Raw genomic sequence first — 25,811 nt, forward strand, 5'->3', positions numbered from 1 at the left:
GGGCATAGGGCCTGTTCCCCTGCCGCGCCAGATGGTCTAGGCGGACAGGATCATGGCTACCAAAGCAGCAAACGCGCCCGCCTCGCTCCCCGTGTCCATCGCCGATGTTCGGGCCGCGGCGGAGCGAATTTCGGGCGCGGTGGTGCGCACGCCCACGCTGCACAGCCGCACGCTCTCGCAGCTGACCGGCGCGAACGTGTATCTGAAGTTCGAGAATCTCCAGTTCACCGCCGCCTACAAGGAACGCGGCGCACTCAACACGCTGCTGCAGCTGGATGGCGAAGCGCGATCCAAGGGCGTGATCGCGGCGTCGGCCGGCAACCATGCCCAGGGCCTCGCCTATCATGCGACGCGGCTGGGCATCCCCAGCACGATCGTGATGCCCAAGAACACGCCGATCGTGAAGGTCACCCAGACCGAAGGGCATGGCGCCAATGTCGTACTGCACGGCGAGACCTTCGACGCCGCCTACCAGCATTCGCGCGAACTGGAGGCGGAGCGCGGCTTCACCTTCATCCACCCGTTCGACGATCCCCGCGTGATCGCAGGGCAGGGCACCGCGACGCTGGAGCTGCTCGAGGACGTGCCGAGCATCGATACGCTGGTCGTGCCGATCGGTGGCGGTGGGCTGATCTCGGGCGCGTCGGTGGTGGCCAAGGCGCAGGACCGGCCGATCGAAGTGCTGGGTGTCCAGGCCGAGCTCTACCCCTCGATGTACAACCGGGTGCACCACACCGAGATGCCGTGCGCGGGCGATACCCTCGCCGAGGGCATTGCAGTGAAGTACCCCGGCAATATGACCGCGAAGATCGTCGAGGCGCTGGTCGACGATATCGTGCTGGTCGGCGAGCGCCGACTGGAGGAGGCGGTAAGCCTGCTGCTCCAGATCGAGAAGACGGTGGTGGAAGGGGCAGGGGCTGCCGGCCTCGCCGCGCTGCTGTCCGAGCCGGAGCGCTTCAAGGGCAAGACCGTCGGCACCATCCTGTGCGGCGGCAATATCGACACGCGGCTGCTCGCCAACGTGCTGCTGCGCGACCTTGCCCGCTCGGGCCGGCTCGCGCGCCTGCGCATCCGGCTGCAGGACCGGCCCGGCGCGCTGTTCCATGTCGCGCGGATCTTCCACGAGCAGGGCGTCAACATCATTGAGGTCTATCACCAGCGGGTGTTCACCTCGCTGCCCGCCAAGGGCCTGGTGACCGACATCGAGTGTGAGACGCGCGATCGCAACCATCTCGACCGGCTGATCACCGCGCTGCGCCGCGCGCAGTATGAAGTGAGCATGGTCGAGTCCGCCTGATGCGCACGCTGTTTTCGACTCTGCTCTACCAGCAGCCGCTGGGCGACGACGCGCTGATCGCCGACCTCGAGGCCTCGTGCCTGCAACTGGCCGAGGACGATACCGCCGGCCGTCGCTGGTGCCGCGAGAACCACTATCGCGGCTATACCAGCTATGCCTCGCTGAACGACCTGCCGATCCGCGATCCGGCCTTTGCCGACCTGAAGCGGCTGCTCGACAAGCATGTCGCGAAGTTCGCCGAGGCTTGCGCGTTCGACCTCGCCGGGCGCAAGCTCAAGCTCGACAGCCTGTGGGTCAACGTGCTCGACGGCAAGGGCGGGCACGGCGCGCATATCCATCCGCACAGCGTCGTCTCGGGCACGGTCTATGTGGCGCTGCCGCAGGGCGCGCGCGGGCTCAAGCTCGAGGACCCGCGCCTCGCGATGATGATGGCCGCGCCGACCCGCCTGCCCGATGCGCCGGAATCGCTCCAGCCCTTCATCGAAGTGGTGCCGGACGTCGGCACGGTGCTGCTGTGGGAAAGCTGGCTGCGTCACGAAGTCCCGCCGGGTGCGGCCAAGGACAAGCGGATCAGCGTCAGCTTCAACTATCGCTGGTAGCGCGCTCCAGCGCCGCGACCTGCATCACCGGGCGCACGGGCTTGGCGGGATGCGGGTTCGTGGCGTGTGCAACGAACGCGACGCAGGTGCCGAGCGCGGCACCGATCAACAGACAACGCGAAATAGCCATGGACGGACTCCTCAAACGACACAGGATCCACAGTCCATTATAGTGAACGCAGCGCTTACCACGGTGCATCCCGCGCTTTTACGGAGCCCGCAGGTGACGTTCGCGCCGATCGCGCCTATGTTGGGGGCCAATGGCTAAGAACAGAACAAGCGCAGGGTTGCCGACGCGGCAGCAGATTCTCGATTTCATCGCATCCTCCGACACGCCCGCCGGCAAGCGCGAGATCGCCAAGGCCTTCGGGCTGAGCGCGCAGGACAAGATCCTGCTCAAGGCGCTGTTGAAGGACATGAGCGACGAGGGGCTGATCGACGTCGCTCCCGGCCGCGCCTTCCACAAGATGGGCGGGCTGCCCAAGGTGACCGTGCTGCGGATCACCGACGCCGACGGCGACACCACCTGGGCGGTGCCCGAGCGCTGGGAAGCCGAGCATGTCCCCGCACCGCGCCTGCGCGTCCGCGAGATGCGCGGCAAGCGCTCGGCGCTGGGGGTGGGCGACCGCATCCTCGCGCGCACCGAAGAGGCCGGCAACGGCTGGATCGCGCACCCGATGAAGCAGCTCGCCCGCGGCGAGGAGCTGATGCTCGGAGTGCTCCACGAAGAAGGCGGCAAGCTCTGGCTGCAGGGCGTCGAGAAGAAGGAGCGGCGCAGCTGGCCGGTGTCCGACGCGGGCGGTGCCGAGCCCGGCGACCTGGTGCTGGCCGAAAAGGCCGGCCGTCCGCCGCGAATCACCGCGCGGGTGGTCGAGCGGCTGGGCGATCCTTTCGCGCCGCGCAGCTTCTCGCTGATCGCGATTCATCGCCACGGCATTCCCAGTGTATTCTCTGAAGAGCTGCTCGAGGAGGCCGAGCGGGTGGCCAGGCAGCCGCTGGGCGACGGACGCGAGGACCTGCGGCACCTGCCGATCGTCGCGATCGACCCCGCCGATGCGCGTGACCATGACGATGCCGTCTGGGCGACCCCCGACGACGATCCCGCCAACGAGGGCGGCTGGAAGGCGATCGTCGCGATCGCCGACGTGTCCTTCTACGTCCGCCCGGGCTCGGAGCTGGACCGCGAGGCGCGCAAGCGGGGCAATTCGGTCTATTTCCCCGATCGCGTCGTGCCGATGCTGCCGGAGGTGCTGTCGGCGGACGTCTGCTCGCTGAAGGAAGACGTCGACCGCGCCGCGCTCGCCTGCCATTTGCAGGTGACCAAGAGCGGTGCGCTCAAGAGCTGGCGCTTCACCCGCGCGGTCGTGCGGCTGGCAGCCAACATCGCCTATGAAGACGCACAGGCGGCGATCGACGGCGATCTCGAGAATCCGCTCACCGAAACTGCCCTCCGCCCGCTGTGGGACTGCTGGCACGCGCTCAACGCCGCGCGCGACAAGCGCGAGCCGCTGGACCTCGACCTGCCCGAGCGCCGCATCGTGCTCGACGAGAAAGGCCGCATCCTCTCGGTGGCGCCGCGCGAGCGGCTCGATGCGCACAAGCTCATCGAAGATTACATGATCGCCGCCAACGTCGCCGCCGCCAAGGCGCTGGAGGCGAAGAAGACGCCGGTGATGTACCGCATCCACGAGCCGCCGGCGCGCGAGAAGCTCACCGCGCTCAAGGAATATCTCAAGACCTTCGACATCGAGTTCGCGCTCGGCCAGGTGATCCGCCCCGCCACGTTCAACCGCATCCTCGATCGGGTGGGCGAGGAGGAGTTCCGCCCACAGGTGATGGAACAGGTGCTACGCACCCAGACCCAGGCCTATTACGGCCCCGAGAATGTCGGCCATTTCGGCCTGGCGCTCGGCTCCTACGCGCACTTCACTTCGCCGATCCGCCGCTATGCCGATCTGATCGTCCACCGTGCGCTTGTCGACGCCTATCGGCTGGGGCCGGGCGGGCTCACGCCGGAAGAAGCCGGCAGCATGGACCGGATCGGCCAGTCGATCAGCCAGCTCGAACGCCGCGCGATGGAGGCCGAGCGCGAGACGATCGACCGCTATGTCGCCGCCTATCTCGCCGCGCATATCGGCGAGGTGATGGAGGCGCGGATCACCGGCGTGCAGAATTTCGGATTCTTCGCGACCGTCGAAGGGGTGGGCGGTGACGGGCTGGTCGCGGCGCGCGACCTGGGTGCCGAGTATTTCCACTTCGACGAAGCCGGCAAGCGGCTGGTCGGCGAACATAGCGGCGAGGCATTCACCCTCGGCCAGCGGATCGAGCTGCGGCTGGTGGAGGCGAACCCCGTCTCCGGCGCGCTGCGCTTCGAACTGCCCGACGGAAAGGGCTCCGCGGGCGGTCCGCAGCGGACCGGCCGGCCGGGCAAGGGGGCACCCAAGCGGGTGATCCATCGCCGGGGCCGACCGGGCAACATCCGCCACAACGGGCGCAAACGCTGAGGCGAGGTGCTGCCGGGCCGGGGGCCTGGCAGCGCTGTCCAAAATCCGTGCAAAGCCGGAACGGCCGCGCTACAAGCTGTCGCAAAGAGCATGTTGCAATGCCGATATGACGTTTGTCAGCGAAGGAGTGAGAATGGCCGGCCGTCCGACGATCAAGGAAGTTTCGAAGATCGCCGGCGTGTCGTTCAAGACCGTCTCCCGCGTGCTCAACAACGAAAAACATGTCAGCGACGAGACGCGGCGGCGCGTCGAGGAAGTGGTGGCGCAGCTCAACTTCCGGCCGAGCCACGCCGCGCGCACGCTGGCGGGGCGGCGCTCGTTCCAGGTCGCGCTGCTGTACGACAATCCCAGCCCCTACTACGTCTTCCACATCCAGTCGGGCGCGCTGGAGCGCTGCCACGAGCTGGGCTACCGCCTGCTGATGCAGCCGATCGACAGCGCCGCGCCGGACCTGGTGCCCGATGTGCTGGCGCTGGTCGACGAGGCGCATCTCGACGGGCTGATCCTGTCGCCGCCGCTGACCGAGATGCCCGAGCTGCTCGAGGCGCTGGACAAGCGCAAGCTGCCCTATGTCCGGATCGCGCCCGGCCTGCGCAAGGATCATGGGCTGGCGACGACGATGGACGACGTCGCGGCGGCGCGCGAGATCACCCGGCACCTGCTCCAGCTCGGCCACCGCAAGATCGCGTTCGTGCGTGGCCCCGAGAGCCATGTTTCCTCCGCCGACCGTCTGGCCGGCTATCGGCAGGAACTGGAGGCGCACGGCATCGCCTTCGATCCGGCGCTGGTGATCGCCGGCGACTATAGCTTCGCCTCGGGCGGCGCGGCAGCGCGGGCGCTGTTCGGCCACACGCCGCGGCCGACCGCGATCTTCGCGGGCAATGACGACATGGCCGCAGGCGCGCTGGCAGCGGCGCACGAGGCGGACATCGCCGTGCCCGATGCCATGTCGATCGCCGGGTTCGACGATTCGGATCTGGCGCGCGCGGTCTGGCCGCCGCTCACCACCATCCGCCAGCCGGTGCGCGAGCTGGCCTATGCCGCCGCGGATCTGATGCTGTCGGGGAACGCGGTGACGCCGCAGGTGATGCTGGAGCACGAGCTGATGGTGCGCGCGACGACCGGCCCCGCGCCCAAGAGCTGATTTTCCTTCCAAGCGTTAGCGTATCCTCCCCCGCCAGGGGGAGGTGGCAGGCCGAAGGCCTGACGGAGGGGGAGGAAGCACGCCGGCGGAGAGGCTCTGGCATCCTCCCCCTCCGACGCCTTCGGCGCCACCTCCCCCTGGCGGGGGAGGATTGCAAAGGCGCCAAGCGCGCCATCCCGCGCCGGGACGCCGTTAACCATGCTTGCCGCTGGTCGAAATCGTAAACGGCGCGTTAACCTCATGCCATGCAGCAGCCGTTTGCCCTACGCGGCACCCGCCGCCATCCGTTCCGCCGGCACGTCCGGGAGGTGGTCGCGCGCCAGCGCAAGGCGAGCGAAGACGGCGACGTGAAGCTTTTCGCGCTGAGCTTCACGGCCTTCTTCGTCTGCTTCTACACGTTCCTGCTATAGGCCGGCCTGCTATCGACCGGCCTGCCATAGGGCCGGTCAGTTCGGGCAGATGTCGCGGCCGCGCGGCACATCGCCTTCCTTGTGCAGCTTGCGCGCGCACCAGGCCGAGGCCAGCGCCAGCGCCGCCACCACCCACAAGGCATCCTCCACCGCGATGCCCGGAATGCGGGTGAAGGCGAAGATGCCGACCGACCCCAGCACCATCGCGCCGGAATTAACGACGTTGTTCGCCGCGACGGTGCGGGCAGTCTGGGACTTTTCGACCGTGGTCGTCAGGAAGGCGTAGAGCGGCACGACGAACATGCCGCCGGTGGTGGCGATCATGATCAGGTCGCCCAGCGCATGCCAGGCCGCGGGCATCTGGACGAAGTCCATCGTCTTGAGCAGCGGCCCTTCGTGGACCGGCCAGTAGCGGGCGGTGAAGTGGAAATCGATGACGAACACGGTCATCGCCAGCACCGAGGGCACGCAGTAGCGCGCGGATACGTTGCCTTTCAGCAGCTTGTTGATGATCACCGATCCGATCGCGATGCCGATCGAGAAGATGCCGAGGAACACGCTCGCCACGTCCTTCTGGGCGTGGAACACGTTCTTGACGAGCGGCGGGAACAGCACGCCGAGTACCGCGGCGATCGACCAGAACACGCTGATCGAGATAATCGCGAGGAACAGCCGGCGGATATGCATGGTGGCGGAGATCAGCCGGGCCGAGGCGCGGAAGATGTTGAGATCGATCTCCAGATGGGTCAGCGGCGGCGCGGGCGGGATCTGGAGCGAGGCTAGCCAGCCGATCACGGCGACGCCGATCACTGCGAAGGCGGCGGCATGGGCGCTGATCAGGCCGCCTGCGATCGTGCCGAACAGGATCGCGACATAGGTGCCCGCCTCGATCATGCCGGTGCCGCCCAGCACATCGTCTTCGGCCAGATGCTGCGGCAGCACCGCGTATTTGATCGGCCCGAAGAAGGTGGAATGCACCCCCATGCCGACCAGCGCGACCAGCATCAGCGGCAGGCTTTTGAGGAAGATGCCCGTCGCGCCGACCAGCATGATGCCGACTTCGGCCGCCTTGATGATCCGCATGATCTTGGCCTTGTCATGCGTATCGGCAAGCTGTCCTGCCAGCGCGGAAAAGAGGAAGAAGGGCAGGATGAAGATGCCGGTGGCGATCGCGCTGAACCGCGTTTCCTGCTCCACCGAGTTGAAAATCTGGTAGGTCGCGAAAAAGATCATCGCGTTCTTGAAGAGGTTGTCGTTGAACGCTCCCAGGAACTGCGTGATGAATAGGGGCAGGAACCGGCGCTCCTTCATGAGCCCGAGCGCACCGATCATTCGATAAAAGCTCCCCTGCTGCGGTCTTCCGCATGGTGAAGGGGCGGCATACCGGGGGGCGGGCGCGGCTTCAATCGATTAATCGGTACGGTGTGGAACGGGAGAGGAACATGGGCAGGGAAGTGGCGATCGAGCCGGTGGCGGTGCCGGCGGGTCGGGCTGCAGCGGTAGCGGGGCGGACCTGGTTTCGCGATCAGGTCGGCGAGTCCGGCTGTGCCGTCTATCGGCTGGCCCGCACGGGAGAAAACTACCTCTATCTGAAGGTGGCGGGGGCGGAGACGCTATCCGATCTGGTCGACGAGATGGCGCGGCTGCGCTGGCTGGGCGCGTACCTGCCCGTGCCGTTGCTGCACGGCTTCGGGCTGGAGGCGGGCGGTGGCTGGATGCTCACCGGGCGGCTGCCCGGCCGCACCGCCTATCAGCTGCTGGAGGCGGATCCCGTCGCGGCGCCAGCGCTGGCGGAATCGCTGGCGCGTTTCCTGCGGCGGCTGCACGCGATCCCGGCCGAGCGCTGCCCGTTCAACGCGGACCATGCCTTGCGGCTGGCGGCGGCGAAGGATCGGATGGACGCCGGGCTGGTCGAGGAGGACGAATTCGATGATGCACGCCTGGGCCAGTCGGCGCAGGTCGTGTGGGACGAGATGCTCGCCGCCATGCCTGCCGCGTTAGACCGGGTGGTGACGCATGGCGACTTCTCGCTCGACAATCTGCTGGTGGTGGATGGCGAAGTGATCGGCTGCATCGATCTGGGACGGGTGGGTATCGCCGATCCCTGGCAGGACCTCGCCATCCTCTGGCACAGCCTTGCCGAATTCGGCGACGATGCCGCTGCGGCGATGCTGCAAGCCTATGGAATCGCGCTTGATTCGGCCAAGCTCGACTTCCATCTCCGTCTCGACGAATTCTTCTGAACGTGTCTGCCTTTGGCTCTCCCGCTGGGCCGATGCCGGTGCTAGGGCTTTGCTGATGTTGACGTTGCCGAACATTCTCACCCTGTCGCGCATCTTCATGGTGCCGTTACTGGTGGGATTCCTATGGTGGCCGCATTGGACGCCGGGATATGCGATCGCCTTCGCGCTCTACTGCCTGATGGGCATCACCGACTATTTCGATGGCTATCTGGCGCGCGCGCAGGGCACGGTGTCGAAGCTCGGCGTGTTCCTCGATCCGATCGCCGACAAGATCATGGTCGCTGCGGTGATCCTGATCCTGGTGGGCAAGGGGGTGATCGCCGACTGGCACGTCATTGCCGCGCTGGTGATCCTGCTGCGCGAGATCGCGGTTTCGGGCCTGCGCGAGTTTCTGGGCGGCATCCAGGTATCGGTACCGGTCTCCCGTCTCGCCAAGTGGAAGACCACGCTGCAGCTAGTGTCGCTGGGCGCGCTGATCCTTTCGGGCGCGGTGCCCGAATGGCCATGGGTGCTGGTGGTGGGGCTCACCACCCTGTGGGGCGCGGCGGTGCTGACCGCGATCACCGGCTGGGATTATCTCCGCGTCGGCCTGAGCCACATGGACAGCTGATGATCATTTCGATGCTCTATTTCGCCTGGGTGCGCGAGGCGGTAGGGACCGGCGAGGAGCAGGTCGATCCGCCCGCGGCGGTGCGCAACGTCGCCGACCTGATCGACTGGCTCGCGCGGCAGAGCGCCGGCCATGCCGCCGCTTTTGCCGAGCCCGCAAAGCTGCGCGCCGCGATCGATCAGCGCTTCGTGCCGCTGGATGCCTTGCTGGGCAACGCGCGCGAAGTGGCGATCTTCCCGCCGGTGACGGGCGGATGATCCGCGTCTCGGTCGATCCCGCGCCGATCGAGCTGGGCGTCGAAGTTGCGGCGCTGGAAGAGCGCGGGGCCGGTGGCGTCGCGACGTTCACCGGCGTCGTGCGGACCGATGACGGCGTCGAGGCGCTGGAGCTCGAACACTATCCCGGCATGACCGAGGCGGCGCTGTGCGCGCTGGCTGAGGCGGCGATCGACCGCTGGAGCCTGCTTGGTGTCACCATCGTCCACCGCGTGGGCAAGATGACCGCGGGCGAGCGGATCGTGTTCGTCGGCACAGCGGCGGCGCACCGGCGCGAGGCGCTGGAGGCCTGCGCCTATCTCATCGACCGGCTCAAGACCGACGCGCCCTTCTGGAAGCGCGAATGGCTGGCGGGGGGCACGCGCTGGGTGGAACCGCGCGCCACCGATACGGAGGCGGCTGCCGGCTGGGCGTAGCTGTACAGGATATTCCATGATATCTGTACGCCTATGACCAAGGCGATGAACCTCAACGTTCGAGTCTCCGGCCCCTTGAGCGACTTCGTCGCCCGCAATGTCGGCGAGGACGGGCTCTACGAAAACGTCAGCGAGTATGTCCGCGACCTGATCCGCCGCGACAAGGAGCGGGTGGAGCGCGAGATGTTCGAGACGCTGAAGGCCGAGCTGCAGCGCGCCTTCGCCACCCCCGACGAGGACTATGTCGAGGTCGACCGCGACACCTTTCTCGAAGAGCTGCGGCAGCGGCACGGATGAGCCGCTACCAGCTTTCGCCGCTCGCCAAGGAGCAGATCGCCGAGATCTATGCCTACACCCATGCAGCATGGGGGCGCGAGCAAGCGGATCGGTACTATTTACAACTCTTTGAGTGTTTTGACGCGATTGTCGGTCGTCGGGTGGTGTGGCGCAGGGTCGCTGCCGAATTTGGTGCGGACGGCTATTTCTGCCGCTGCGGGCACCACTTCGTCTATTGGCGGATGCGCAGCGACGACCGGCTCCGCATCGTCACCATCCTCCACGAGCGGATGCACCAGCTCGAACAGTTCCGCGCCGTCTGGGAGCCCTAGGTCCGCGCCGCGATCAGCACGTCGGCGAGCAGCCGGAAATCGCGCTCGCGGGGCGAGGCCTTGCGCCAGACCAGCGCGATGTTGCGCGAGGCGTTGGCGGAATCCAGCGGCCGCGCCTTGACCGAGGTATGCTCCAGGATGCCCGCGTCCACCGCCATCTCCGGCAGCATCGTAACCCCCAGGCCGTTGTCGACCATCTGCACCATGGTGTGGAGCGACGTGCCGAGCATCGTCGCCTCGGCGCGCATCTCCGGGCGGTTGCAGGCGGCCAGTGCATGGTCCTTCAGGCAGTGGCCGTCTTCCAGCATCAGCAGCCGCGTCTCGTCGATCGCGTTGGGATGGATCGTGCCGGTGGGGTCCATCTCGCCCTCACGGAAGGCGACGAACAGCCGGTCGTCGAACAGCCGCGCGCTCTCCACGTCGCCGCAGGAGAAGGGCAAAGCAAGCAGCACGCAATCGGTGCGGCCATGGTTCAGCGCCTCGCAGGCCTGGCCGCTGGTCTCTTCGCGCAGATAGAGTTTGAGGTCGGGATATTGCTGGCGGAGCCGCGGCAGGATGCGCGGCAGCAGGAACGGCGCGATGGTGGGGATCACGCTCATCCGCATCTCGCCGGAGAGCGGACGGCCGGCGGCGCGGGCGAGGTCGCCCAGCTCGTCCGCCTCGCGCAGCACGCGGCGGGCCTTGTCGACGATCCGCTCGCCCAGCGGCGTGAAGCGGACCACGCGGCGGGTGCGCTCGACCAGCACCACGCCGATCAGCGTCTCCAGTTCGCGAATGCCGGCAGACAGGGTCGATTGGGTGACGAAGCACGCCTCCGCCGCCCGGCCGAAATGGCCGGCGTCATGCAGCGCCACCAGATATTGCAGCTGCTTGAGGGTAGGGAGGTAGGTTTGCGCCACTGATCGCCTCTCTCGATGGTCGATCGGGCATATAGTGGCTAGATCGAACATGGGAAGCGCAGAGATAAAGTGCTCCCCCTCCCGCAGGGCGGGAGGGGGAGAGGGCTCAGGCGGCAACAGCCTGAAGCTCTTCTTCCGGCAGGCGGATCATGTAGTCGAAGGCTGAGAGCGCCGCGGTCGAACCCGCGCCCATCGCGATCACGATCTGCTTGTACGGCACGGTGGTGCAGTCGCCCGCCGCGAAGATGCCGGGCTGGCTGGTCTCGCCACGCGCGTCGATCTCGATCTCGCCGCGGGTGGTGAGCCCCACCGCGTCCTTCAGCCACTCGGTGTTCGGCACCAGGCCGATCTGGACGAAGATGCCTTCCAGCGCGATGTCGTGCTCGGCGCCGCTGTTGCGGTCCTTGTAGCTGAGGCCCGACACCTTCTCGCCGTCGCCGTTGACCTTGGTGGTCATCGCCGAGGTGAGGATCTTCACGTTCGGCAGGCTGGCTAGCTTGCGCTGCAGCACCGCGTCGGCACGCAGCTGGCTGTCATATTCGATCAGCGTGACGTGCGCGACGATGCCAGCCAGATCGATCGCGGCCTCGACACCCGAGTTGCCGCCGCCGATCACCGCGACGCGCTTGCCCTTGAACAGCGGGCCGTCGCAGTGCGGGCAATAGGCCACGCCCTTGTTCTTGTACTCGTTCTCGCCCGGCACGTTCATCTGCCGCCAGCGCGCGCCGGTGGAGAGAATGATCGCCCTGGCCTTCAGGCTCGCGCCATTGGCCAGTACCACTTCGTGCAGGCCGCCTTCGCGCTTGGCAGGGATCAGCTTTTCGGCGCGCTGCAGGTTCATGACGTCCACGTCATAGTCCTTCACATGCTGCTCGAGCTGCGCGACCAGCTTCGGCCCTTCGGTGTGCGAGACCGAGATGAAGTTCTCGATGCCCATGGTGTCGAGCACCTGGCCGCCGAAGCGCTCGGCGGCGATGCCGACACGGATGCCCTTGCGCGCGGTGTAGATCGCCGCAGCTGCGCCCGCCGGGCCGCCGCCGATGATCAGCACCTCGAAGGGATCCTTGCTCTTGATCTTCTCGGCTGCGCGGGCTTCGGCGCCGGTGTCGATCTTGGCGACGATCTGCTCCAGGTCCATCCGGCCCGAGGCGAAGGGCTCGCCGTTCAGGTAGACGGTCGGCACGGCCATGACCTTGCGGCCCTCGACCTCTTCCTTGAACAGCGCGCCGTCGATCGCCGTGTGGCGGATGCGCGGGTTGAGAACGGCCATCAGGTTCAGCGCCTGCACCACGTCCGGGCAGTTCTGACACGACAGCGAGAAATAGGTCTCGAAAGTGAAGTCGCCGTCGATGTTGCGGACCTGCTCGATCAGCTCCTGCGCCGCCTTGCTGGGGTGGCCGCCGACCTGGAGCAGGGCGAGCACGAGGCTGGTGAACTCGTGGCCCATCGGGATGCCGGCGAAGCGCACGCCGATATCGGTGCCCTTGCGGCGGATCATGAAGCTGGGCTTGCGACGGTCGTCGGCGTGGACGAGGTCGATCTTGTCGGAAAGCGCGGCGATGGCCGCCAGCAGCTCGCCCAGCTCGCGCGACTTGGCGTCGTCGCCCAGGCTGGCAACGAGCTCGATCGGCTCGCGGATGTTCACGAGATAGCCCTTGAGCTGCTGCGTCAGGTTGGCGTCGAGCATGGGAAAACTCCTGTATCTTCTACTAAAACGCCCCGGAGCGGAGGGGGGATCCGCTCCGGGGCGCAACCGGCGCCCGCAAGGGGGCAGGGGCGGGCGCCGTAGTTCTCGATCCTCCGGAGAGGACCGGTTGTTAGATCTTGCCGACCAGGTCGAGCGACGGCGCGAGGGTCTCGGCGCCTTCTTCCCACTTGGCGGGGCAGACTTCGCCCGGGTGCGCGGCGATGTACTGTGCGGCCTTGATCTTGCGGAGCAGCTCGGTGGCGTTACGGCCGACGCCTTCCGACGTGACTTCCATGATCTGGATCACGCCGTCCGGGTCCACCACGAAGGTGCCGCGGTCGGCAAGGCCCTGGCCCGCACGCAGAACGTCGAAGTTGTTCGAGATCGTGTGGTTCTGGTCGCCGAGCATGTAGTAGTTGATCTTGCCGATCGCGGGCGAGGTGTCGTGCCACGCCTTGTGGCTGAAGTGGGTGTCGGTCGAGACCGAATAGACTTCAACGCCCATGCCCTGCAGGGTCGGGTAGATATCGGCGAGGTCTTCCAGTTCGGTCGGGCACACGAAGGTGAAGTCGGCCGGGTAGAAGAAGAAGACTGCCCACTTGCCCTTCACGTCGGCGTCGGTGACTTCGACGAACTTGCCTTCCTTGTAGGCCTGTGCGGTGAACGGCTTGATGGTGCTGCCGATGAGAGCCATGATTTTTGTTCCTCCAGAACGGGGGTTGCTGTTGCGAAGCCGGATATAGGGGGCGGAGTCGCCGATGGGAAATTGGAAGACCCGCTTGGGTTGATCGAGTGCGTCACTCAATAGCGGAAATTTGATCGACGTCGGCGAGCGTGCGATCCTGCGCCGGACGCTTGGGGTCAGGCTACCAAGGTTGCCGCGATCGGATCGCGATCGGGGCGCGGCGTCGCGTCGGTCGTCGCTTGCGGCTGCATGTCCGATCCCCGGCGCGAAAGCCATTTGCGCGAGGCATCGCGCGCCGGCGCCTCGATCCAGCGATAGGTGATCGCGGAGAACAGCACGACGATGCTGAGGACGACGAAGGTCATCAGATCGGGCGCGAAGGTCAGCGTCTTCAAGGTGCCGCTGGTGCCGAAGCGCGTCTCCACCAGGGGGTGATGCAGCAGGGTGCCCCCGACCGCCAGCACGTCCAGGCTGCGCGCGAGCACGAAGCTGTGCACCATGTAGATCGAATAGGAGAGCGTGCCGAGCATCACGAAGGGACGCAGCTTCAGCAGGCGGCTGACCATGCCCTGTTCGGCTGCGAACAGAACCACCGTCGCCGCGAACAGCAGCGGCGCCAGGATCGGCACGGCGCCGGCGGCGACCATCACGCAGCAGCCCAGCGTCGCCACGACTTCCAGCGCCGTCGCCAGGCCGAGCCCGAGAGCGGGCCAGCGCACCGCCGCGACCAGCATCCAGGCGAGAACGCCCAGCGAAAAGCCCAGGATACAGCGAGCAAAAGCATAGGCGGTCGCCGGATCCCAGGCGAGCGGACCGGCAAGCGCCAGCACCAGCCCCGCCGTGAGCGCCAGGCCTGTCGCCATCGGTGCCGTCCAGCGCGGAAAGGCGCGGAACAGCAGCGCGATCAGCAGATAGGTCCACAGCTCCGCGGCGATGCTCCAGCTCGGTCCGTTCCAGACGATCGAGGGGAAGCCGCAGAAAATCTGGACGAGCGCGAGCGAGCTGGCGAGTTCGCCCAGCGTTCGCGGATCCGAAAAAGGTGTGCGGGCGCTGAGTCCCGCCGTTCCCAGGGCTGCCCCTGCAATCTCCACCGTGAAAAACAGGCCAAGAATGGCGATGTGCAGCGGATAGACCCTGCCGAGGCGCAATAGCATGAACCGGCGGATCGAATATCCCGAACGCAACCGGTCAAGATAGCCGCAAGAGATGACGAAGCCGCTGAGAACGAAGAAGAAGTCCACGAACATCCAGCTGTTGTGCACCAGGCTGGAGTTGGTGATGACGCCGGTGGAGTGAAGGTGGAACAGGACGATCATGCAAGCGCAGATGCCGCGAAGGCTGTCGAGCGCTAAAAAGCGGGGGCGTTCTGCACGCGCGGGTCCACCGCTGGAGATCGACTCCACCATTCGCCTTGCCCCCTGACCCCCGGTTCGTCAGACGGCATAGCATTTTCATCTTTAGATTGGAATAGATACTGGCGGTGTAACGAAAGATCGATTTGGCGCCGCGACGTTTTAAGGCGCTGGTGCTGTCGTCGGCGCCGGCGAGCGGGTCGGACGAAGCCGTTCGCCCAGGCGCTTGCCGAAGCGCCAGGCGGGGCGCTCGATCAGCAGATAGGTCGCCGCCGTGATCAGTACGATCATCACCGCGAGCACGGGGATCAACAGCGGCAGCGCCGCCAGGGGGAGGGTCCGCAGGATGTGGGCGCCGTCGACGAACAGCAGGTTGAGCAGGATGCCGTGCAGCAGATAGATGCCGAACGAGATCTCGCCCACCACGGCCGCGCCGGGCAGCGCGAATAGGCCGCCGAACCGATTGCCGGCAGCGACGCAGCAGAAGAAGAAGGCGAAGGGGAAGAAGGCGGGGCTGAGCGCGTGGTGCGCCAGCGTCACCGCCGGGATCATCGCCAGGGTGGCGAGGACGGCCGCAGTACGGGAGGCAAGCCAGCGCCGGATGGAATCGCGGGCGCACAGCTCATAGGTGAGCATGCCGGCGGCGAAGAGCGGCCAGAACGCCAGCAGGCCGGTGCCGATCTGGAGGAGATGGGAGAGGGTGCCCACCAGCAGTACCGCCACCGGTACGGACCAGCTCGGCAGCTTGACCATGCTGGCGATCTGCAGGCCCAGCGCCACGACAGGCAGCAGGATCAGGTAGAAGAGCCATTCCTGCCACAGCGACCACAGGACCAGCGCGTTGACCAGCCCGCTATCGGCATAGCCCATGATCGGCACCTCGCGGTGCGCGCTGATCCATTCCACCGCCGCGCGGGGATAAGCGGCGTCGGGCCGGCTGCCGGTCCGCACCATGATCACCAACGAGATCAGCAAAAACGACACCGCCACCAGCGGCACGATGCGGAAGAAACGGCCGATATAGACCTTGGGCCAGAAGACGTTGCCGATCCCCTTGAGCGCGGTGGGATAGAAGACCAGGCCGGTGATCATGAAGAACAGGGCCACCGCACCGGCGCCCAGCTGGTTTACGATCGCCAGATCCGCCGCCGTCCAGGGCTGGCCGAACAGCACCACGTGCGTCCAGATCCAGAAATGGTGGCTCAGCACCGACAGCGCGAGAAAGCCGCGCAGGCCGTCGATATTGCCGAAGCGCGGCCCCTTGGGCACCGGAAAGCCGAACCGCCGCAGCGCGCCCCCCGCGAGCATCGCGGTGAGGAGCGAAAGCGGGTAGAAGAGGAAAAAGCCCAGCGTGAAGGCGTCGACCGGAAAACTCACGTAGGTTGCACCTCTTGTCGCGGCAGATTGTCCGCGTGGCTATCATGCGGTGGCCGACTTTGCACGCCGTGCGTCCCAGGCGTGGCTCAGATGAGCGCGCGATAGAGGCTGAACGCGCTGGTCGCGGTCAGCACGACGCCGACCAGGCTGAGCAGCAGCCGCACCGGCATGCGCTTGGCGAACATCGCCCCGAACGGTGCCGCGACCACCCCGCCGACGAGCAGCCCGAGCACGGGATGCCAGAAATCGGGGGTGAAGCCCTGCGCGCCGACGTGGAACAGGAAAGTGGCCGAGATCGTCAGCGTGAGGAAGAATTCGGTGGTGTTGACCGTGCCGATCGTCGTGCGGGGCTGCGCGCCCTGGACGAGCAGGTTACTGGTCACCACCGGCCCCCAGCCGCCGCCGCCGGCCGCGTCGAGAAAACCGCCCGCCAGGCCTAGCGGCTCGACGATCTTGGGCTCGCGATGATGCGGGGTGAAGCGGATCGCGCGGAACAGCAGATACAGGCCGATCGCCGAGAGATAGGCCATCACGAACGGCCGGGTGACCGATGCATCGAGCGTCGTCAGCACATAGGCGCCGAGCACGCCGCCGATGATGCCGGGGATCAGCAGCCGCGCGAACAGCCGCCAGTTGACGTTGCGGTGCAGGACGTGGCTGAGCCCCGATACCCCGGTCGTCATCGTTTCCACCAGATGCACGCCGGCCGATGCGGTGGCGGGCGCGATGCCCAGCACGCTCACCAGCAGCGTGCTGGAAATCACGCCGAAGGCCATGCCCAGCGCACCGTCCACCAATTGGGCGGCGAAACCGACGGCGACATAGGGAAGCATTTCGGCGAGCGTGATTCCGGCGAACATCCATGCCCCTGTTGTGGCGATTGGCCATTCGAGATGGCGGGTTCCGCGAAATCCTACAAGCCCGATAGTCTATGATCGGCGGCGGCCCGCGGCGGGGCGATGCTGGAAATCCCGGCAATGCCGCCCTATTTTGCGGGCTGCAAAAGGGGTCCGGCCATGTACCAGCGTCTCACACGCTATCTCGATTCGATCCGTGCGCGCGATCCCGCACCGCGCAGCCGGTTCGAAATCCTGCTGTATCCGGGGGTCTGGGCGCTCGGCTATCACCGGATCGCGCATGCGCTGTTCCGCCGCCGCTTCTTCTTCCTCGCGCGCCTGGTCAATCACTGGTCGCGCTGGATGACCGCGATCGACATCCATCCGGGCGCGACGATCGGCCATAATTTCTTCATCGACCATGGTTTCGTAGTGATCGGCGAGACTGCGACGATCGGCGACAATGTCACCATCTACCAGTGCGTGACGCTGGGCGGCACCAGCCCGGACAACGGCGTGGGCGGCAAGCGCCACCCGACGCTGCTCGACGGCGTGATCATCGGATCGGGCGCGCAGGTGCTCGGGCCGATCACGGTAGGCGAGCGGGCGCGGATCGGCGCCAACGCCGTCGTCACCAAGGATGTCGCGCCCGGCGCGGTGATGGTGGGCATCCCGGCCAAGCCGACCCTGGTGGAAGCCGTCACCTGGCAGAAGGACTTCGTGCCCTATGGCACCCCGTGCAGCGACGCGTTCGATCCCGCCAGCCAGAAGCTCGAGCTGATGCGCTGCGAGCTCGACACGCTGCGCAAGCGGCTCGACGCGATGATCGCCGAGCGTGCGGTCGACACCGAGCAGCGCGACCGGGCCTGATGGGAACCGTCACCCCGCTTCCCCTCGCACGTCCCGAACAGGTCGGCTTCGACCGGCTGGAGCTGAACCGGATCCTGGATCTGTACGGCCGGATGGTCGCCGCCGGGCATTGGCGCGATTATGCGATGCAGTTCGAGAAGGACTATGCCGCCTTCGCCGCCTTCCGCCGCGCCGCCGAGCGGCCTGAATTCCGGATCGAGAAGCGGCCGTCGCTGCGCAATCGCCAGGGCATGTGGGCGCTGATCAACGAAAGCGGCGCGGTGCTCAAGCGCGGGCACGAGCTGGGCCCGGTGCTGGCGCCGGTCGAGCGGCGGCTGATGAAGCTGGTGGAAGAATAAGGTACCGGCCCTCCCGACGGGAGGGCCGGCATATGGCTCAGGCCATCGCGCCCTGCTGGGTCGGTGGCAGGCGCCGGGCGAAATCGCCGAGCACCCCAACCGCAGCCCGGCGCATCGGGTGCCAGAAGGCGGAGAGCGACAGCAGCGCCGATCCGATCACCAGCCCGGTGAACGCTGCGCTCAGCTCCACCGCACCGCTCTGGTGGAACAGCGAGTACATCGCCCACAGTACATAGGCGAGGCTGGAGACGAGCAGCGCGCGCCGGTCCACCGCCAGCGCCACGAAGGCGAAGAACAGGTAGAGCGCGAAGACCAAGGCGGCCATCGGTGCGCCGATCTCGCCGTTGAACACGCCGAGCATGTGGAACACCGGGTGCGCGATCAGCGGTGCGGCGGCGAGGTGCAGCCAGAAGGCGACATCGGCGCGGCGGGTACGGCGCTCGAGATCGGTCATGTCCCAGCGCATCGCTGCGATGAACGTCGCGATGCCGCCGACCAGCAGGATCGCGTTGACCCAGTCCTTGGCGGCGGGGATCATCGAGAGGATCAGGCCGACGGATACGCCGACCACGGCCAGCGCGCCGGCTGCCACCGTAATTGGCACCATGAAGCGCCGCCAATGGACCCAGGCCGCGGCTGCGGTGAGGCTGCCCGCCACGGCGGCGATCACCCCGCCGAAGCGCTGCTGTGCGACCTGGCTGGTCAGGTTCAGCGTGTCGGTGAGCCACTGGCCGTTGATCACGAACAGGCCCGCGATGGTCGCACCCGCGCCGCCGACGAAACCGAGCAGCAGCAGGATCGAGGGGAGCGCCAACCGGCGCCGCGCGGTGAAATATTCGGCGAGCATCCAACTGGTCGCCGCCACCGCGGCACCCCCGCCGATCAGGTTCGCGCCGAGCACCCGCGGCTCCGGGCCGCCGCCGGTCAGCATCTCGACCAGGCTGCCGCCCAGCTTGCCGATCGCCAGCAGGATCAGCGCCGCCGCGATGGTGACGAAGATGTCGTTGAAGCCGCTCAGCAGCCGGAAATGCTCCTCGTCCACCGCGGGCGTTGCCCGGCTGGCGGCGACATAGTTGCGGAACGCCGTCGCGGCATCGGGGGTAAGTGCCCCCGCCTCCACGGCGCCTGCCAGTTCGCTTTCGCTATACATCGGCAATCCTCCTTCGTGCCTGGAAGAATGCCACGAGTGTATTGCTGATGCAATACGGTGATGCGCGGAGGCCTAATGCTGCAATTTGCTGAGGATGGCCATGGTCTGCTCGGCGCCCGATCCGGGCACGATCTCGCCGGTGCGGTCGATGATCTGCGCCCATTGCGCGGCGACGGACTCCGGCGTGGGCTCGGCCAGCACCGCGCCTGGCGTGAGGGTGATATAGGCTGCCTGCACCACACCCGCGCCGGCGCCGACGATCATGTTGCTCGGCGCTTCCTCCGAAACCAGGAACAGCGCGGCGGGCGCGACATGCTCCGGCGCAAAAGCAGCGAACGCGGCTTCGGGGAAGAGATCCTCGGTCATCCGCGTGCCCGCGACCGGCGCGATGGTGTTGACGCGGATGCCATGCTTGGTGCCTTCGAGGTGCAGCGTCTTGGCGAGCCCGGCGAGGCCCAGCTTCGCCGCGCCGTAATTCGCCTGGCCGAAATTGCCGAACAGCCCGGTCGAGGACGCGGTCATCAGGATGCGGCCATAACCCCGTTCGCGCATCGTCTCCCACACCGCCTTGGTGGCGTTGGCCGAGCCGATCAGATGGACGTCGACGACGAAGTCGAAATCCTCGGGCGTCATCTTGGCGAAGCTCTTGTCGCGGAGCACGCCGGCATTGTTGATCAGGATGTCGATCCGGCCCCAGCGCGCTTTGGCCGCTTCGGCCATCGCGACCATCGCCGCGGCATCGGTGACGCTGCCGCCATCGGCGATCGCTTCGCCGCCGAACGCTTCGATTTCGGGAACCACCGCACGGGCGGCATCGGAGTGGCCGGAGCCATCGCGGCTCGCGCCCAGGTCGTTCACCACCACGCGGGCGCCGCGCTTGGCGAGCTCCAGCGCGTAGGCACGACCGATTCCCCCGCCGGCACCGGTGACGATGGCGACGCGGTCGTCGAAACGGATGGTCATGGGCAAGCTCTCCAACACAGGTTTTGCGGAGAGCCTAGGGGAGGTTGGCCGGGACGCCAACCTTGCTCCCCTCCCGCGGACGGGAGGGGAGGAGGTAGGGGCCTTACTTGCCGCCGGGCTGGCGGCAATGGTCCTTCACGGTGCGCGAGCAGCGCGGATAGCTGGCCGGATCCGACGGCGGGGGCGGCGGTGCGGCGGCTGCAGCCGGGGCGGGCGCGGCTGCTGCATCGGCCGGTGCCGGCGGTGCCGGAGGCGCGGGCGGTGCAGGCGGCGCACCCGGTGCGGTCGTGCCCGGGGGCGGGGGCGGCGAGGGAGCCACGCCCGAACCCGGCGGCGGGGGTGGCGGCGGCGGCGGCGTGGCTTCGCCGGCACCCGTCGTGCCGTTCATCGGCGCGGGCGGGGCGGCGGGATCGGTCTGCGGGGTCGGCTGGCCCTGCATCGGGGCTGCCGGCGGGGCGGGCTGTGCCTGGGTCTGGTCCGGCGTCGTCTGCTGCGCCGGCATATCCTGCGCAATGGCGGTGCCGCTAAGGACCATCGCCGAGGCGAGAAGCATCCACTTCATTGTGTGTCTCCTTCTTCATGAAAGACGAGGTGCGAACGTCCGCAGGACGCAATTTGTTGCAACCACGTTTCCAGGAAGCGGAGATCGGGCGCGACGACGGCTGGCCGCCGCGCCCTTGGTTCGGCTCAGTTCCCCGCGTCGAGCGCGTATCCGGCCGAGCGCACCGTGCGGATGATGTCCGGCCGGTTGCCCTTGTTGATCGCCTTGCGCAGGCGGCGGATATGGACGTCGACGGTGCGCGACTCGATGTCGCTGTCATGCCCCCAGACCGCATCGAGCAGCCGCTCGCGGGAGAAGACCCAGCCGGGATGCTCGAGGAAATGCTTGAGCAGGCGGAACTCGGTCGGCCCGAGCTGGATCACTTCGCCGCCGCGACGGACCTTGTGGCCCACCGTGTCCATCTCGATGTCCGAATAGGTCAGCGCCTCGCCGGCCAGTGCCGGGCGCACCCGGCGCAGCACCGCGCCGACGCGGGCGACGAGTTCGCGCGGCGAGAAGGGCTTGGTGACGTAATCGTCGGCGCCGGTTTCGAGCCCGCGGACGCGGTCTTCCTCTTCGCCGCGCGCCGTCAGCATGATGATCGGCACGTTCGCCGTCTCCGGCATGCGGCGCAGGCGCCGGCACACCTCGATGCCGGACAGCCCCTCGACCATCCAGTCGAGCAGCACGATGTCCGGCGTCGCCTCCTTGGCGAGGAGCAGGGCTTCCTCGCCATCGGGGGTGTGCTTCACTTCATAGTCTTCGCGCTTGAAATGCCAGGTGACGAGCTCCGCGATCGCGGCATCGTCTTCCACCAGCAGCATCTTGACCCGTGCCATATGTTCCCCTCAGCTCCCGCTGCTTTCGCCGGCTTCCGCATCGGCGAGATAGTGCCCGGTCGCGGCAAAATAGACCATTTCGGCGACGTTGGTTGCGTGGTCGCCGATCCTCTCCAGATTCTTGGCGACGAACAGCAGGTGTGCCACCTGGCTGATCGTGCGCGGATTTTCGACCATGAAGGTCACCAGCGTGCGGAAGATCGAATCGTAGAAATCGTCGAGCGCGGTATCGCTGGCATGCACTTCGGCCGCCGCCCTGGCGTCGCGCGCCGAGAAGGCGTCGAGCGCGGCGCGCACCATGTCGGCGGCGATCTGGCCCATCGCGGGCAGCACCGACACCGCCTCGATCCGCTCCTCGCCCTCGGCATGGATCATCGGCACGCGCTTGGCGATGTTCTTGGCATAATCGCCGATCCGCTCGATCACCGCGGCGATCTTGAGCGCGGCGATCACCTCGCGCAGGTCGTCCGCCATCGGCGCGCGCAGCGCGATGACGCGGACGACGAGCTTTTCCAGCTCGGCCTCGATCGCGTCGATCTGCTTGTCCTTCTTGCGCACGGTCTTGGCGAGCGCCTCGTCGCCGCGCTGCAACGCCTTCATCGCGTCGTAGATCGCCTGTTCGGCAAGCCCGCCCATCTGCGAGATCAGCGCGCGCAGCTGGCTGATGTCCTGATCGAACGCCTTGACCGTATGTTCGTGGGCCCCTGCCATCAGCCGTACCTTCCGGTGATATAGTCCTTCGTGCGCTCTTCGCGGGGCGCGGTGAAGAGGTTGTCGGTCTCGCCATATTCGACCAGCTGGCCGAGATGGAAGAAGGCGGTGCGCTGCGAGACGCGGGCGGCCTGCTGCATGTTGTGCGTGACGATCACGATAGCGTAGCGCCCGCGCAGCTCGTGGATCAGCTCCTCGATCTTGGCGGTGGCGATCGGATCGAGCGCGCTGGCCGGCTCGTCCATCAGGATCACTTCCGGATCGACCGCGATCGCGCGGGCGATGCACAGCCGCTGCTGCTGGCCGCCGGACAGCGCGGTGCCGCTGTCGGAGAGGCGGTCCTTCACTTCCTCCCAAAGCCCTGCGCGCTTCAGCGAGCGCTCGACGATGCCTTCCAGGTCGCTCTTGGACGACGCCAGGCCATGGATGCGCGGGCCATAGGCGACATTCTCGAAGATCGACTTCGGGAAGGGGTTCGGCTTTTGGAACACCATGCCGACGCGCGCGCGCAGCTGCACCACGTCCATGTCGTCGGCGTAGATGTCCGCACCGTCCAGCGTGATCTCGCCGCTCACCCGCGCGCTGGCGATGGTGTCGTTCATGCGGTTGAAGGTGCGCAGGAAGGTCGACTTGCCGCAGCCCGACGGGCCGATGAACGCAGTGACCTTGTCCATGTCGACGTCGATCGAGACGTCCTTCACGGCCTGTTTCTGGCCGTAGAACACGCTGACGCCGCGGGCCGACATCTTGTGGGGGGCGGGGGAGGCGACGGTCATTACCAGCGGGTCTCGAACTTGTTGCGGAGGTAGATGGCGAGCCCGTTCATCGCGAGCAGCACCGCGAGCAGCACCAGGATCGCGGCGCTCGTCTTCTCGACGAAGCCGCGGCTGACCTCGTCGGACCAGAGGAAGATCTGCACCGGCAGCACCGTCGACGGATCGGTGAAGCCGCCGGGCGCGGTGACGATGAAGGCGCGCATGCCGATCAGCAGCAGCGGCGCGGTCTCGCCCAGCGCGCGCGCCATGCCGATGATCGTGCCGGTGAGGATGCCGGGCATGGCCAGCGGCAGGACATGGTGGAACACCACCTGGATCGGGCTCGCGCCAATGCCGAGCGCGGCGTCGCGGATCGACGGCGGCACCCCCTTGATCGCGTTGCGGCTGGCGATGACGATGACGGGCATGATCATCAGCGCGAGCGTCACGCCCCCGACCAGCGGCGCCGAGCGCGGCAGCATCGGGCCGAACGTGTGCCCGCCGATCTGCCAGGTGCCGAGGAACACCGCGAGCCCGAGCAGGCCGAAGATGATCGAGGGCACCGCCGCGAGATTGTTGATCGAAACCTCGATTAGGTCGGTCCAGCGGTTCTTCGGCGCATATTCCTCGAGATAGATCGCCGAGAGCACGCCCACCGGGAAGGCGATCAGGAAGGTGATCGCCATGGTGAGCAGTGAGCCCTTGAGCGCGCCCCACACGCCGACCGCGACCGGATCGGTCGAGTCAGACTCGCGGAGGAACGCCCAGTTGAAGCCGCGGTGGATCGCGCCCTGGCTGGTCAGCCGTGCGACGCCGGCCTCCATCGCCGGATCGCCGTCGCCGACCAGCGCCTGATCGAAGCCGGTGGCGGCCGGGACATAGACGGTCGCGCGGCGCTCCAGCAGCGCGGGATCGCGCTTCACTGCGCTGCGCACCGCCAGCCAGGCGCTGGGGGCGAGATAGGTCGGGCCGTCGGCTCCGAAGGCGCGCGTGGCGGCATTGTCCACCACATCCTCCAGACCCGCGCTCGCCAGCGCGAGATCGGCGGCGGGGGTGGCGAGCTGGTTGCGCTCGATCTTGAGCCCGTCGGCCCGGAGATCGATCGGCAGCGCCAGTTCGGTGACGGTGAAGCCGCGCCAGCCCTGCACCACCATGGTCAGCAGCAGGAAGCCGAGGAACGCCGCGGAAAGGATCACCGCGCCCGCGCCGAGCACGCGGAAGCACCGCTCGGCCGCATAGCGGCGGCGGATGCGCCGTTGCATCGCCGGGCTCTTCCAGTCGGTCGGCCGGCGCTCGGCCGGGGCGGCGGGCTTACTCATAGGCTTCGCGATACTTCTTCACGACGCGCAGCGCGACGATGTTGAGCAGCAGGGTGATGACGAACAGCGTCAGACCCAGCGCGAAGGCGGCGAGCGTCTTGGGGCTGTCGAACTCGGCCTCGCCCGTCAGCAGGTCGACGATCTGCTTGGTGACGGTGGTGGCGCTCTGCAGCGGATTGAGCGTGATCGTTGCGGCGCCCGAGGCGGCCATCACTACGATCATCGTTTCGCCGATCGCGCGGCTGACCGCGAGCAGCACGCCCGCCACGACGCCCGGCAGCGCGGCGGGAACCAGCACCCGCGAGATCGTCTCGCTGGTCGTGGCGCCCATCGCTAGGCTGCCGTCGCGCATCGAGGTCGGCACGGCGGCAAGCGAGTCGTCGGCCATCGAGGAGACGAACGGGATGATCATCACGCCCATCACCAGCCCGGCGGCCAGCGCGCTCTCGGACGAGGCGAAGGGGTCGCCGAGCAGCACCGCGAGCTTGCGGACGGCAGGGGCCACGGTCAGCGCGGCGAAATAGCCATAGACCACGGTGGGTACGCCCGCGAGCATCTCCAGCGTCGGCTTCATCCAGCGGCGTGTGGTCGCCGAGGCATATTGGGTGAGGTACACCGCGCTCATCAGCCCGAACGGGATGGCGACCAGCATTGCGATAACCGCGCCAATGAAGAAGGTGCCCCAGAACAGCGGCACCGCGCCGAGCGAGGCGCCGGGGTCCTTCGCGTCGATGACCTGCGGGCTCCAATGGGTGCCGAACAGGAACTGGGTGATCGGCACCTGGCCGAAGAAGCGCAGCGATTCCCAGAAGAGCGAGACGAAGATGCCGATGGTGGTGAAGATCGCGATCAGCGAGGCGACCAGCAGCCCCATCATCAGCGTGCGCTCCACCTTGGAGCGGGCGCGGAAATCGGGGCGGATGCGGCTGAGCGCGAAGGCGGCGCCGGCAAAGGCGAGCAGCACCGCCGCCGCCGTGCCGGTCCAGGCGTAGCGGCTGCTGGCGGCGCGCACTACCGGGGCGAGCTGGCGGGCGAGGGGATCGGCCTCTGTCTCGTACGGGTTCTGGGCCACGGCGCGCGCCTGGGCGAGCACCGAGTCGCGCTCGAAGGCGAAGTCGGACAGGCCGGCGGCGGCGGGGCTTTGCAGCACGGTCTGGCGGATCAGCCCCGGGCTGATCCCCGACCAGACGACCAGGAACAGCAGCGGGGGCAGGATCGTCCACATGCCGACGAACCAGCCATGCTGTGCGGGCAGCGAATGCAGCCGCTTGGCGCCACCGCGATCGAAGCGCAGCGCACGGGCGCGCGCCGTCAGCCAGCCGATCAGCCCCAAGCCGAGAATCAGGAACAGTAACGCGAAGGGGTTCACCGGCGGAGCAACTC

The 25,811-nt window shown here is 67.3% G+C and carries 29 protein-coding genes; 13 read left to right on the forward strand and 16 right to left on the reverse strand.

The window, feature by feature from the left end; translation table 11 throughout:
- Positions 1-52 precede the first annotated feature (52 nt).
- Positions 53-1,297: a threonine ammonia-lyase gene (locus tag ACTJKY_RS09890; RefSeq protein ID WP_440845765.1), complete on the forward strand. Its 1,245-nt coding sequence runs from the start codon at positions 53-55 to the stop codon at positions 1,295-1,297.
- On the forward strand, positions 1,297-1,896 hold the full coding sequence (locus tag ACTJKY_RS09895; protein ID WP_440845767.1) for a TIGR02466 family protein: 600 nt from the start codon (positions 1,297-1,299) through the stop codon (positions 1,894-1,896). Before ACTJKY_RS09890 ends, ACTJKY_RS09895 begins: the two co-directional genes overlap by 1 nt.
- Here ACTJKY_RS09895 and ACTJKY_RS09900 read toward each other — a convergent pair.
- A complete protein-coding gene (locus ACTJKY_RS09900) occupies positions 1,880-2,026 on the reverse strand; it encodes a hypothetical protein (protein WP_440845769.1) in 147 nt (48 codons plus the stop codon). The genes ACTJKY_RS09895 and ACTJKY_RS09900 overlap by 17 nt on opposite strands.
- Positions 2,027-2,156: 130 nt before the next feature.
- Between ACTJKY_RS09900 and rnr the strand changes: the two genes are divergently transcribed.
- The 3 genes from rnr (at position 2,157) to ACTJKY_RS09915 (ending at position 5,954) form a co-directional block, all read left to right on the forward strand.
- Positions 2,157-4,400 carry a ribonuclease R gene (gene rnr, locus ACTJKY_RS09905; protein WP_440845771.1) on the forward strand — a complete coding sequence of 748 codons (2,244 nt, stop codon included), beginning with the start codon at positions 2,157-2,159 and terminating at the stop codon, positions 4,398-4,400.
- A 133-nt stretch (positions 4,401-4,533) separates the two neighbouring features.
- On the forward strand, positions 4,534-5,544 hold the full coding sequence (locus ACTJKY_RS09910) for a LacI family DNA-binding transcriptional regulator (RefSeq protein WP_440845772.1): 1,011 nt from the start codon (positions 4,534-4,536) through the stop codon (positions 5,542-5,544).
- Between the two features lie 245 nt (positions 5,545-5,789).
- Positions 5,790-5,954 carry a hypothetical protein gene (locus ACTJKY_RS09915; protein ID WP_440845774.1) on the forward strand — a complete coding sequence of 55 codons (165 nt, stop codon included), beginning with the start codon at positions 5,790-5,792 and terminating at the stop codon, positions 5,952-5,954.
- A gap of 36 nt (positions 5,955-5,990) precedes the next feature.
- Here ACTJKY_RS09915 and ACTJKY_RS09920 read toward each other — a convergent pair whose 3' ends face one another.
- Positions 5,991-7,286 carry an MFS transporter gene (locus tag ACTJKY_RS09920; protein ID WP_440845775.1) on the reverse strand — a complete coding sequence of 432 codons (1,296 nt, stop codon included), beginning with the start codon at positions 7,284-7,286 and terminating at the stop codon, positions 5,991-5,993.
- A gap of 110 nt (positions 7,287-7,396) precedes the next feature.
- Between ACTJKY_RS09920 and ACTJKY_RS09925 the strand changes: the two genes are divergently transcribed.
- The 6 genes from ACTJKY_RS09925 to ACTJKY_RS09950 are packed head-to-tail and all read left to right on the forward strand — an operon-like array spanning position 7,397 to position 10,106.
- The gene (locus tag ACTJKY_RS09925) at positions 7,397-8,197 is read left to right on the forward strand and encodes an APH(3') family aminoglycoside O-phosphotransferase (RefSeq protein ID WP_440845777.1); all 801 of its coding nucleotides are present in this window, start codon (positions 7,397-7,399) and stop codon (positions 8,195-8,197) included.
- Between the two features lie 55 nt (positions 8,198-8,252).
- Positions 8,253-8,807, forward strand: a complete 555-nt coding sequence (gene pgsA / locus ACTJKY_RS09930) for a CDP-diacylglycerol--glycerol-3-phosphate 3-phosphatidyltransferase (protein WP_440845778.1) — start codon at positions 8,253-8,255, stop codon at positions 8,805-8,807.
- A complete protein-coding gene (moaD, locus tag ACTJKY_RS09935; RefSeq protein ID WP_440845779.1) occupies positions 8,807-9,064 on the forward strand; it encodes a molybdopterin converting factor subunit 1 in 258 nt (85 codons plus the stop codon). Before pgsA ends, moaD begins: the two co-directional genes overlap by 1 nt.
- Positions 9,061-9,498: a molybdenum cofactor biosynthesis protein MoaE gene (locus tag ACTJKY_RS09940; protein WP_440845781.1), complete on the forward strand. Its 438-nt coding sequence runs from the start codon at positions 9,061-9,063 to the stop codon at positions 9,496-9,498. Before moaD ends, ACTJKY_RS09940 begins: the two co-directional genes overlap by 4 nt.
- A gap of 33 nt (positions 9,499-9,531) precedes the next feature.
- A complete protein-coding gene (locus ACTJKY_RS09945; RefSeq protein WP_440845782.1) occupies positions 9,532-9,795 on the forward strand; it encodes a ribbon-helix-helix domain-containing protein in 264 nt (87 codons plus the stop codon).
- On the forward strand, positions 9,792-10,106 hold the full coding sequence (locus ACTJKY_RS09950; protein WP_440845783.1) for a type II toxin-antitoxin system RelE/ParE family toxin: 315 nt from the start codon (positions 9,792-9,794) through the stop codon (positions 10,104-10,106). The genes ACTJKY_RS09945 and ACTJKY_RS09950 overlap by 4 nt, the downstream gene beginning before the upstream one ends.
- Here ACTJKY_RS09950 and ACTJKY_RS09955 read toward each other — a convergent pair.
- The 6 genes from ACTJKY_RS09955 to ACTJKY_RS09980 form a co-directional block, all read right to left on the reverse strand.
- Complete coding sequence (locus ACTJKY_RS09955; protein ID WP_440845784.1) at positions 10,103-11,005, reverse strand: hydrogen peroxide-inducible genes activator; 903 nt, start codon at positions 11,003-11,005, stop codon at positions 10,103-10,105. The two genes, ACTJKY_RS09950 and ACTJKY_RS09955, sit on opposite strands and share 4 nt — an antisense overlap.
- Before the next feature lie 106 nt (positions 11,006-11,111).
- Positions 11,112-12,692, reverse strand: coding sequence for an alkyl hydroperoxide reductase subunit F (gene ahpF, locus ACTJKY_RS09960; protein ID WP_440845785.1), 1,581 nt, complete (start codon positions 12,690-12,692; stop codon positions 11,112-11,114).
- A gap of 130 nt (positions 12,693-12,822) precedes the next feature.
- Positions 12,823-13,386: an alkyl hydroperoxide reductase subunit C gene (gene ahpC, locus ACTJKY_RS09965; RefSeq protein ID WP_440845787.1), complete on the reverse strand. Its 564-nt coding sequence runs from the start codon at positions 13,384-13,386 to the stop codon at positions 12,823-12,825.
- Positions 13,387-13,553: 167 nt separating this feature from the next.
- Positions 13,554-14,783 (reverse strand): acyltransferase family protein, encoded by a 1,230-nt coding sequence (locus ACTJKY_RS09970; protein ID WP_440845788.1) that lies wholly within the window; start codon positions 14,781-14,783, stop codon positions 13,554-13,556.
- A gap of 108 nt (positions 14,784-14,891) precedes the next feature.
- Positions 14,892-16,106 carry an acyltransferase family protein gene (locus tag ACTJKY_RS09975; protein ID WP_440845789.1) on the reverse strand — a complete coding sequence of 405 codons (1,215 nt, stop codon included), beginning with the start codon at positions 16,104-16,106 and terminating at the stop codon, positions 14,892-14,894.
- Positions 16,107-16,192: 86 nt separating this feature from the next.
- A complete protein-coding gene (locus ACTJKY_RS09980) occupies positions 16,193-16,966 on the reverse strand; it encodes a sulfite exporter TauE/SafE family protein (protein WP_440845790.1) in 774 nt (257 codons plus the stop codon).
- A gap of 156 nt (positions 16,967-17,122) precedes the next feature.
- Between ACTJKY_RS09980 and epsC the strand changes: the two genes are divergently transcribed.
- Positions 17,123-17,812 (forward strand): serine O-acetyltransferase EpsC, encoded by a 690-nt coding sequence (gene epsC, locus ACTJKY_RS09985; RefSeq protein WP_440845792.1) that lies wholly within the window; start codon positions 17,123-17,125, stop codon positions 17,810-17,812.
- Positions 17,812-18,150 carry a DUF2794 domain-containing protein gene (locus ACTJKY_RS09990; RefSeq protein WP_440845793.1) on the forward strand — a complete coding sequence of 113 codons (339 nt, stop codon included), beginning with the start codon at positions 17,812-17,814 and terminating at the stop codon, positions 18,148-18,150. The genes epsC and ACTJKY_RS09990 overlap by 1 nt, the downstream gene beginning before the upstream one ends.
- Before the next feature lie 37 nt (positions 18,151-18,187).
- Here the strand turns inward: ACTJKY_RS09990 and ACTJKY_RS09995 are convergent, their stop codons facing one another.
- The 8 genes from ACTJKY_RS09995 to pstC form a co-directional block, all read right to left on the reverse strand.
- Positions 18,188-19,300, reverse strand: coding sequence for a hypothetical protein (locus ACTJKY_RS09995; protein ID WP_440845795.1), 1,113 nt, complete (start codon positions 19,298-19,300; stop codon positions 18,188-18,190).
- A gap of 72 nt (positions 19,301-19,372) precedes the next feature.
- Positions 19,373-20,263, reverse strand: coding sequence for an SDR family NAD(P)-dependent oxidoreductase (locus ACTJKY_RS10000; protein ID WP_440845797.1), 891 nt, complete (start codon positions 20,261-20,263; stop codon positions 19,373-19,375).
- Between the two features lie 103 nt (positions 20,264-20,366).
- Complete coding sequence (locus ACTJKY_RS10005) at positions 20,367-20,825, reverse strand: hypothetical protein (RefSeq protein WP_440845798.1); 459 nt, start codon at positions 20,823-20,825, stop codon at positions 20,367-20,369.
- A gap of 125 nt (positions 20,826-20,950) precedes the next feature.
- Positions 20,951-21,643, reverse strand: a complete 693-nt coding sequence (gene phoB / locus ACTJKY_RS10010; RefSeq protein WP_064314091.1) for a phosphate regulon transcriptional regulator PhoB — start codon at positions 21,641-21,643, stop codon at positions 20,951-20,953.
- Between the two features lie 9 nt (positions 21,644-21,652).
- Positions 21,653-22,354 carry a phosphate signaling complex protein PhoU gene (phoU, locus tag ACTJKY_RS10015; protein ID WP_440845799.1) on the reverse strand — a complete coding sequence of 234 codons (702 nt, stop codon included), beginning with the start codon at positions 22,352-22,354 and terminating at the stop codon, positions 21,653-21,655.
- Positions 22,354-23,130, reverse strand: a complete 777-nt coding sequence (gene pstB / locus ACTJKY_RS10020) for a phosphate ABC transporter ATP-binding protein PstB (RefSeq protein WP_121078711.1) — start codon at positions 23,128-23,130, stop codon at positions 22,354-22,356. The genes phoU and pstB overlap by 1 nt, the downstream gene beginning before the upstream one ends.
- Positions 23,130-24,428, reverse strand: a complete 1,299-nt coding sequence (gene pstA / locus ACTJKY_RS10025; RefSeq protein ID WP_440845801.1) for a phosphate ABC transporter permease PstA — start codon at positions 24,426-24,428, stop codon at positions 23,130-23,132. Before pstA ends, pstB begins: the two co-directional genes overlap by 1 nt.
- Positions 24,421-25,797 (reverse strand): phosphate ABC transporter permease subunit PstC, encoded by a 1,377-nt coding sequence (pstC, locus tag ACTJKY_RS10030; protein ID WP_440845803.1) that lies wholly within the window; start codon positions 25,795-25,797, stop codon positions 24,421-24,423. The genes pstA and pstC overlap by 8 nt, the downstream gene beginning before the upstream one ends.
- Positions 25,798-25,811 lie beyond the last annotated feature (14 nt).

Source organism: Sphingomonas sp. 22176, from assembly GCF_052045505.1.
GTDB lineage: Bacteria > Pseudomonadota > Alphaproteobacteria > Sphingomonadales > Sphingomonadaceae > Sphingomonas.

Excerpts from the sequence above, each read along its gene's own strand:
- ACTJKY_RS09890 (WP_440845765.1), top strand. The coding sequence starts at position 53 with ATGGCTACCAAAGCAGCAAACGCGCCCGCCTCGCTCCCCGTGTCCATC.
- ACTJKY_RS09895 (WP_440845767.1), top strand. The coding sequence starts at position 1,297 with ATGCGCACGCTGTTTTCGACTCTGCTCTACCAGCAGCCGCTGGGCGAC.
- ACTJKY_RS09900 (WP_440845769.1), bottom strand. The coding sequence starts at position 2,026 with ATGGCTATTTCGCGTTGTCTGTTGATCGGTGCCGCGCTCGGCACCTGC.
- rnr (WP_440845771.1), top strand. The coding sequence starts at position 2,157 with ATGGCTAAGAACAGAACAAGCGCAGGGTTGCCGACGCGGCAGCAGATT.
- ACTJKY_RS09910 (WP_440845772.1), top strand. The coding sequence starts at position 4,534 with ATGGCCGGCCGTCCGACGATCAAGGAAGTTTCGAAGATCGCCGGCGTG.
- ACTJKY_RS09915 (WP_440845774.1), top strand. The coding sequence starts at position 5,790 with ATGCAGCAGCCGTTTGCCCTACGCGGCACCCGCCGCCATCCGTTCCGC.
- ACTJKY_RS09920 (WP_440845775.1), bottom strand. The coding sequence starts at position 7,286 with ATGATCGGTGCGCTCGGGCTCATGAAGGAGCGCCGGTTCCTGCCCCTA.
- ACTJKY_RS09925 (WP_440845777.1), top strand. The coding sequence starts at position 7,397 with ATGGGCAGGGAAGTGGCGATCGAGCCGGTGGCGGTGCCGGCGGGTCGG.
- pgsA (WP_440845778.1), top strand. The coding sequence starts at position 8,253 with ATGTTGACGTTGCCGAACATTCTCACCCTGTCGCGCATCTTCATGGTG.
- moaD (WP_440845779.1), top strand. The coding sequence starts at position 8,807 with ATGATCATTTCGATGCTCTATTTCGCCTGGGTGCGCGAGGCGGTAGGG.
- ACTJKY_RS09940 (WP_440845781.1), top strand. The coding sequence starts at position 9,061 with ATGATCCGCGTCTCGGTCGATCCCGCGCCGATCGAGCTGGGCGTCGAA.
- ACTJKY_RS09945 (WP_440845782.1), top strand. The coding sequence starts at position 9,532 with ATGACCAAGGCGATGAACCTCAACGTTCGAGTCTCCGGCCCCTTGAGC.
- ACTJKY_RS09950 (WP_440845783.1), top strand. The coding sequence starts at position 9,792 with ATGAGCCGCTACCAGCTTTCGCCGCTCGCCAAGGAGCAGATCGCCGAG.
- ahpF (WP_440845785.1), bottom strand. The coding sequence starts at position 12,692 with ATGCTCGACGCCAACCTGACGCAGCAGCTCAAGGGCTATCTCGTGAAC.
- ahpC (WP_440845787.1), bottom strand. The coding sequence starts at position 13,386 with ATGGCTCTCATCGGCAGCACCATCAAGCCGTTCACCGCACAGGCCTAC.
- ACTJKY_RS09970 (WP_440845788.1), bottom strand. The coding sequence starts at position 14,783 with ATGGTGGAGTCGATCTCCAGCGGTGGACCCGCGCGTGCAGAACGCCCC.
- ACTJKY_RS09980 (WP_440845790.1), bottom strand. The coding sequence starts at position 16,966 with ATGTTCGCCGGAATCACGCTCGCCGAAATGCTTCCCTATGTCGCCGTC.
- epsC (WP_440845792.1), top strand. The coding sequence starts at position 17,123 with ATGTACCAGCGTCTCACACGCTATCTCGATTCGATCCGTGCGCGCGAT.
- ACTJKY_RS09990 (WP_440845793.1), top strand. The coding sequence starts at position 17,812 with ATGGGAACCGTCACCCCGCTTCCCCTCGCACGTCCCGAACAGGTCGGC.
- ACTJKY_RS09995 (WP_440845795.1), bottom strand. The coding sequence starts at position 19,300 with ATGTATAGCGAAAGCGAACTGGCAGGCGCCGTGGAGGCGGGGGCACTT.
- ACTJKY_RS10000 (WP_440845797.1), bottom strand. The coding sequence starts at position 20,263 with ATGACCATCCGTTTCGACGACCGCGTCGCCATCGTCACCGGTGCCGGC.
- ACTJKY_RS10005 (WP_440845798.1), bottom strand. The coding sequence starts at position 20,825 with ATGAAGTGGATGCTTCTCGCCTCGGCGATGGTCCTTAGCGGCACCGCC.
- phoB (WP_064314091.1), bottom strand. The coding sequence starts at position 21,643 with ATGGCACGGGTCAAGATGCTGCTGGTGGAAGACGATGCCGCGATCGCG.
- phoU (WP_440845799.1), bottom strand. The coding sequence starts at position 22,354 with ATGGCAGGGGCCCACGAACATACGGTCAAGGCGTTCGATCAGGACATC.
- pstB (WP_121078711.1), bottom strand. The coding sequence starts at position 23,130 with ATGACCGTCGCCTCCCCCGCCCCCCACAAGATGTCGGCCCGCGGCGTC.
- pstA (WP_440845801.1), bottom strand. The coding sequence starts at position 24,428 with ATGAGTAAGCCCGCCGCCCCGGCCGAGCGCCGGCCGACCGACTGGAAG.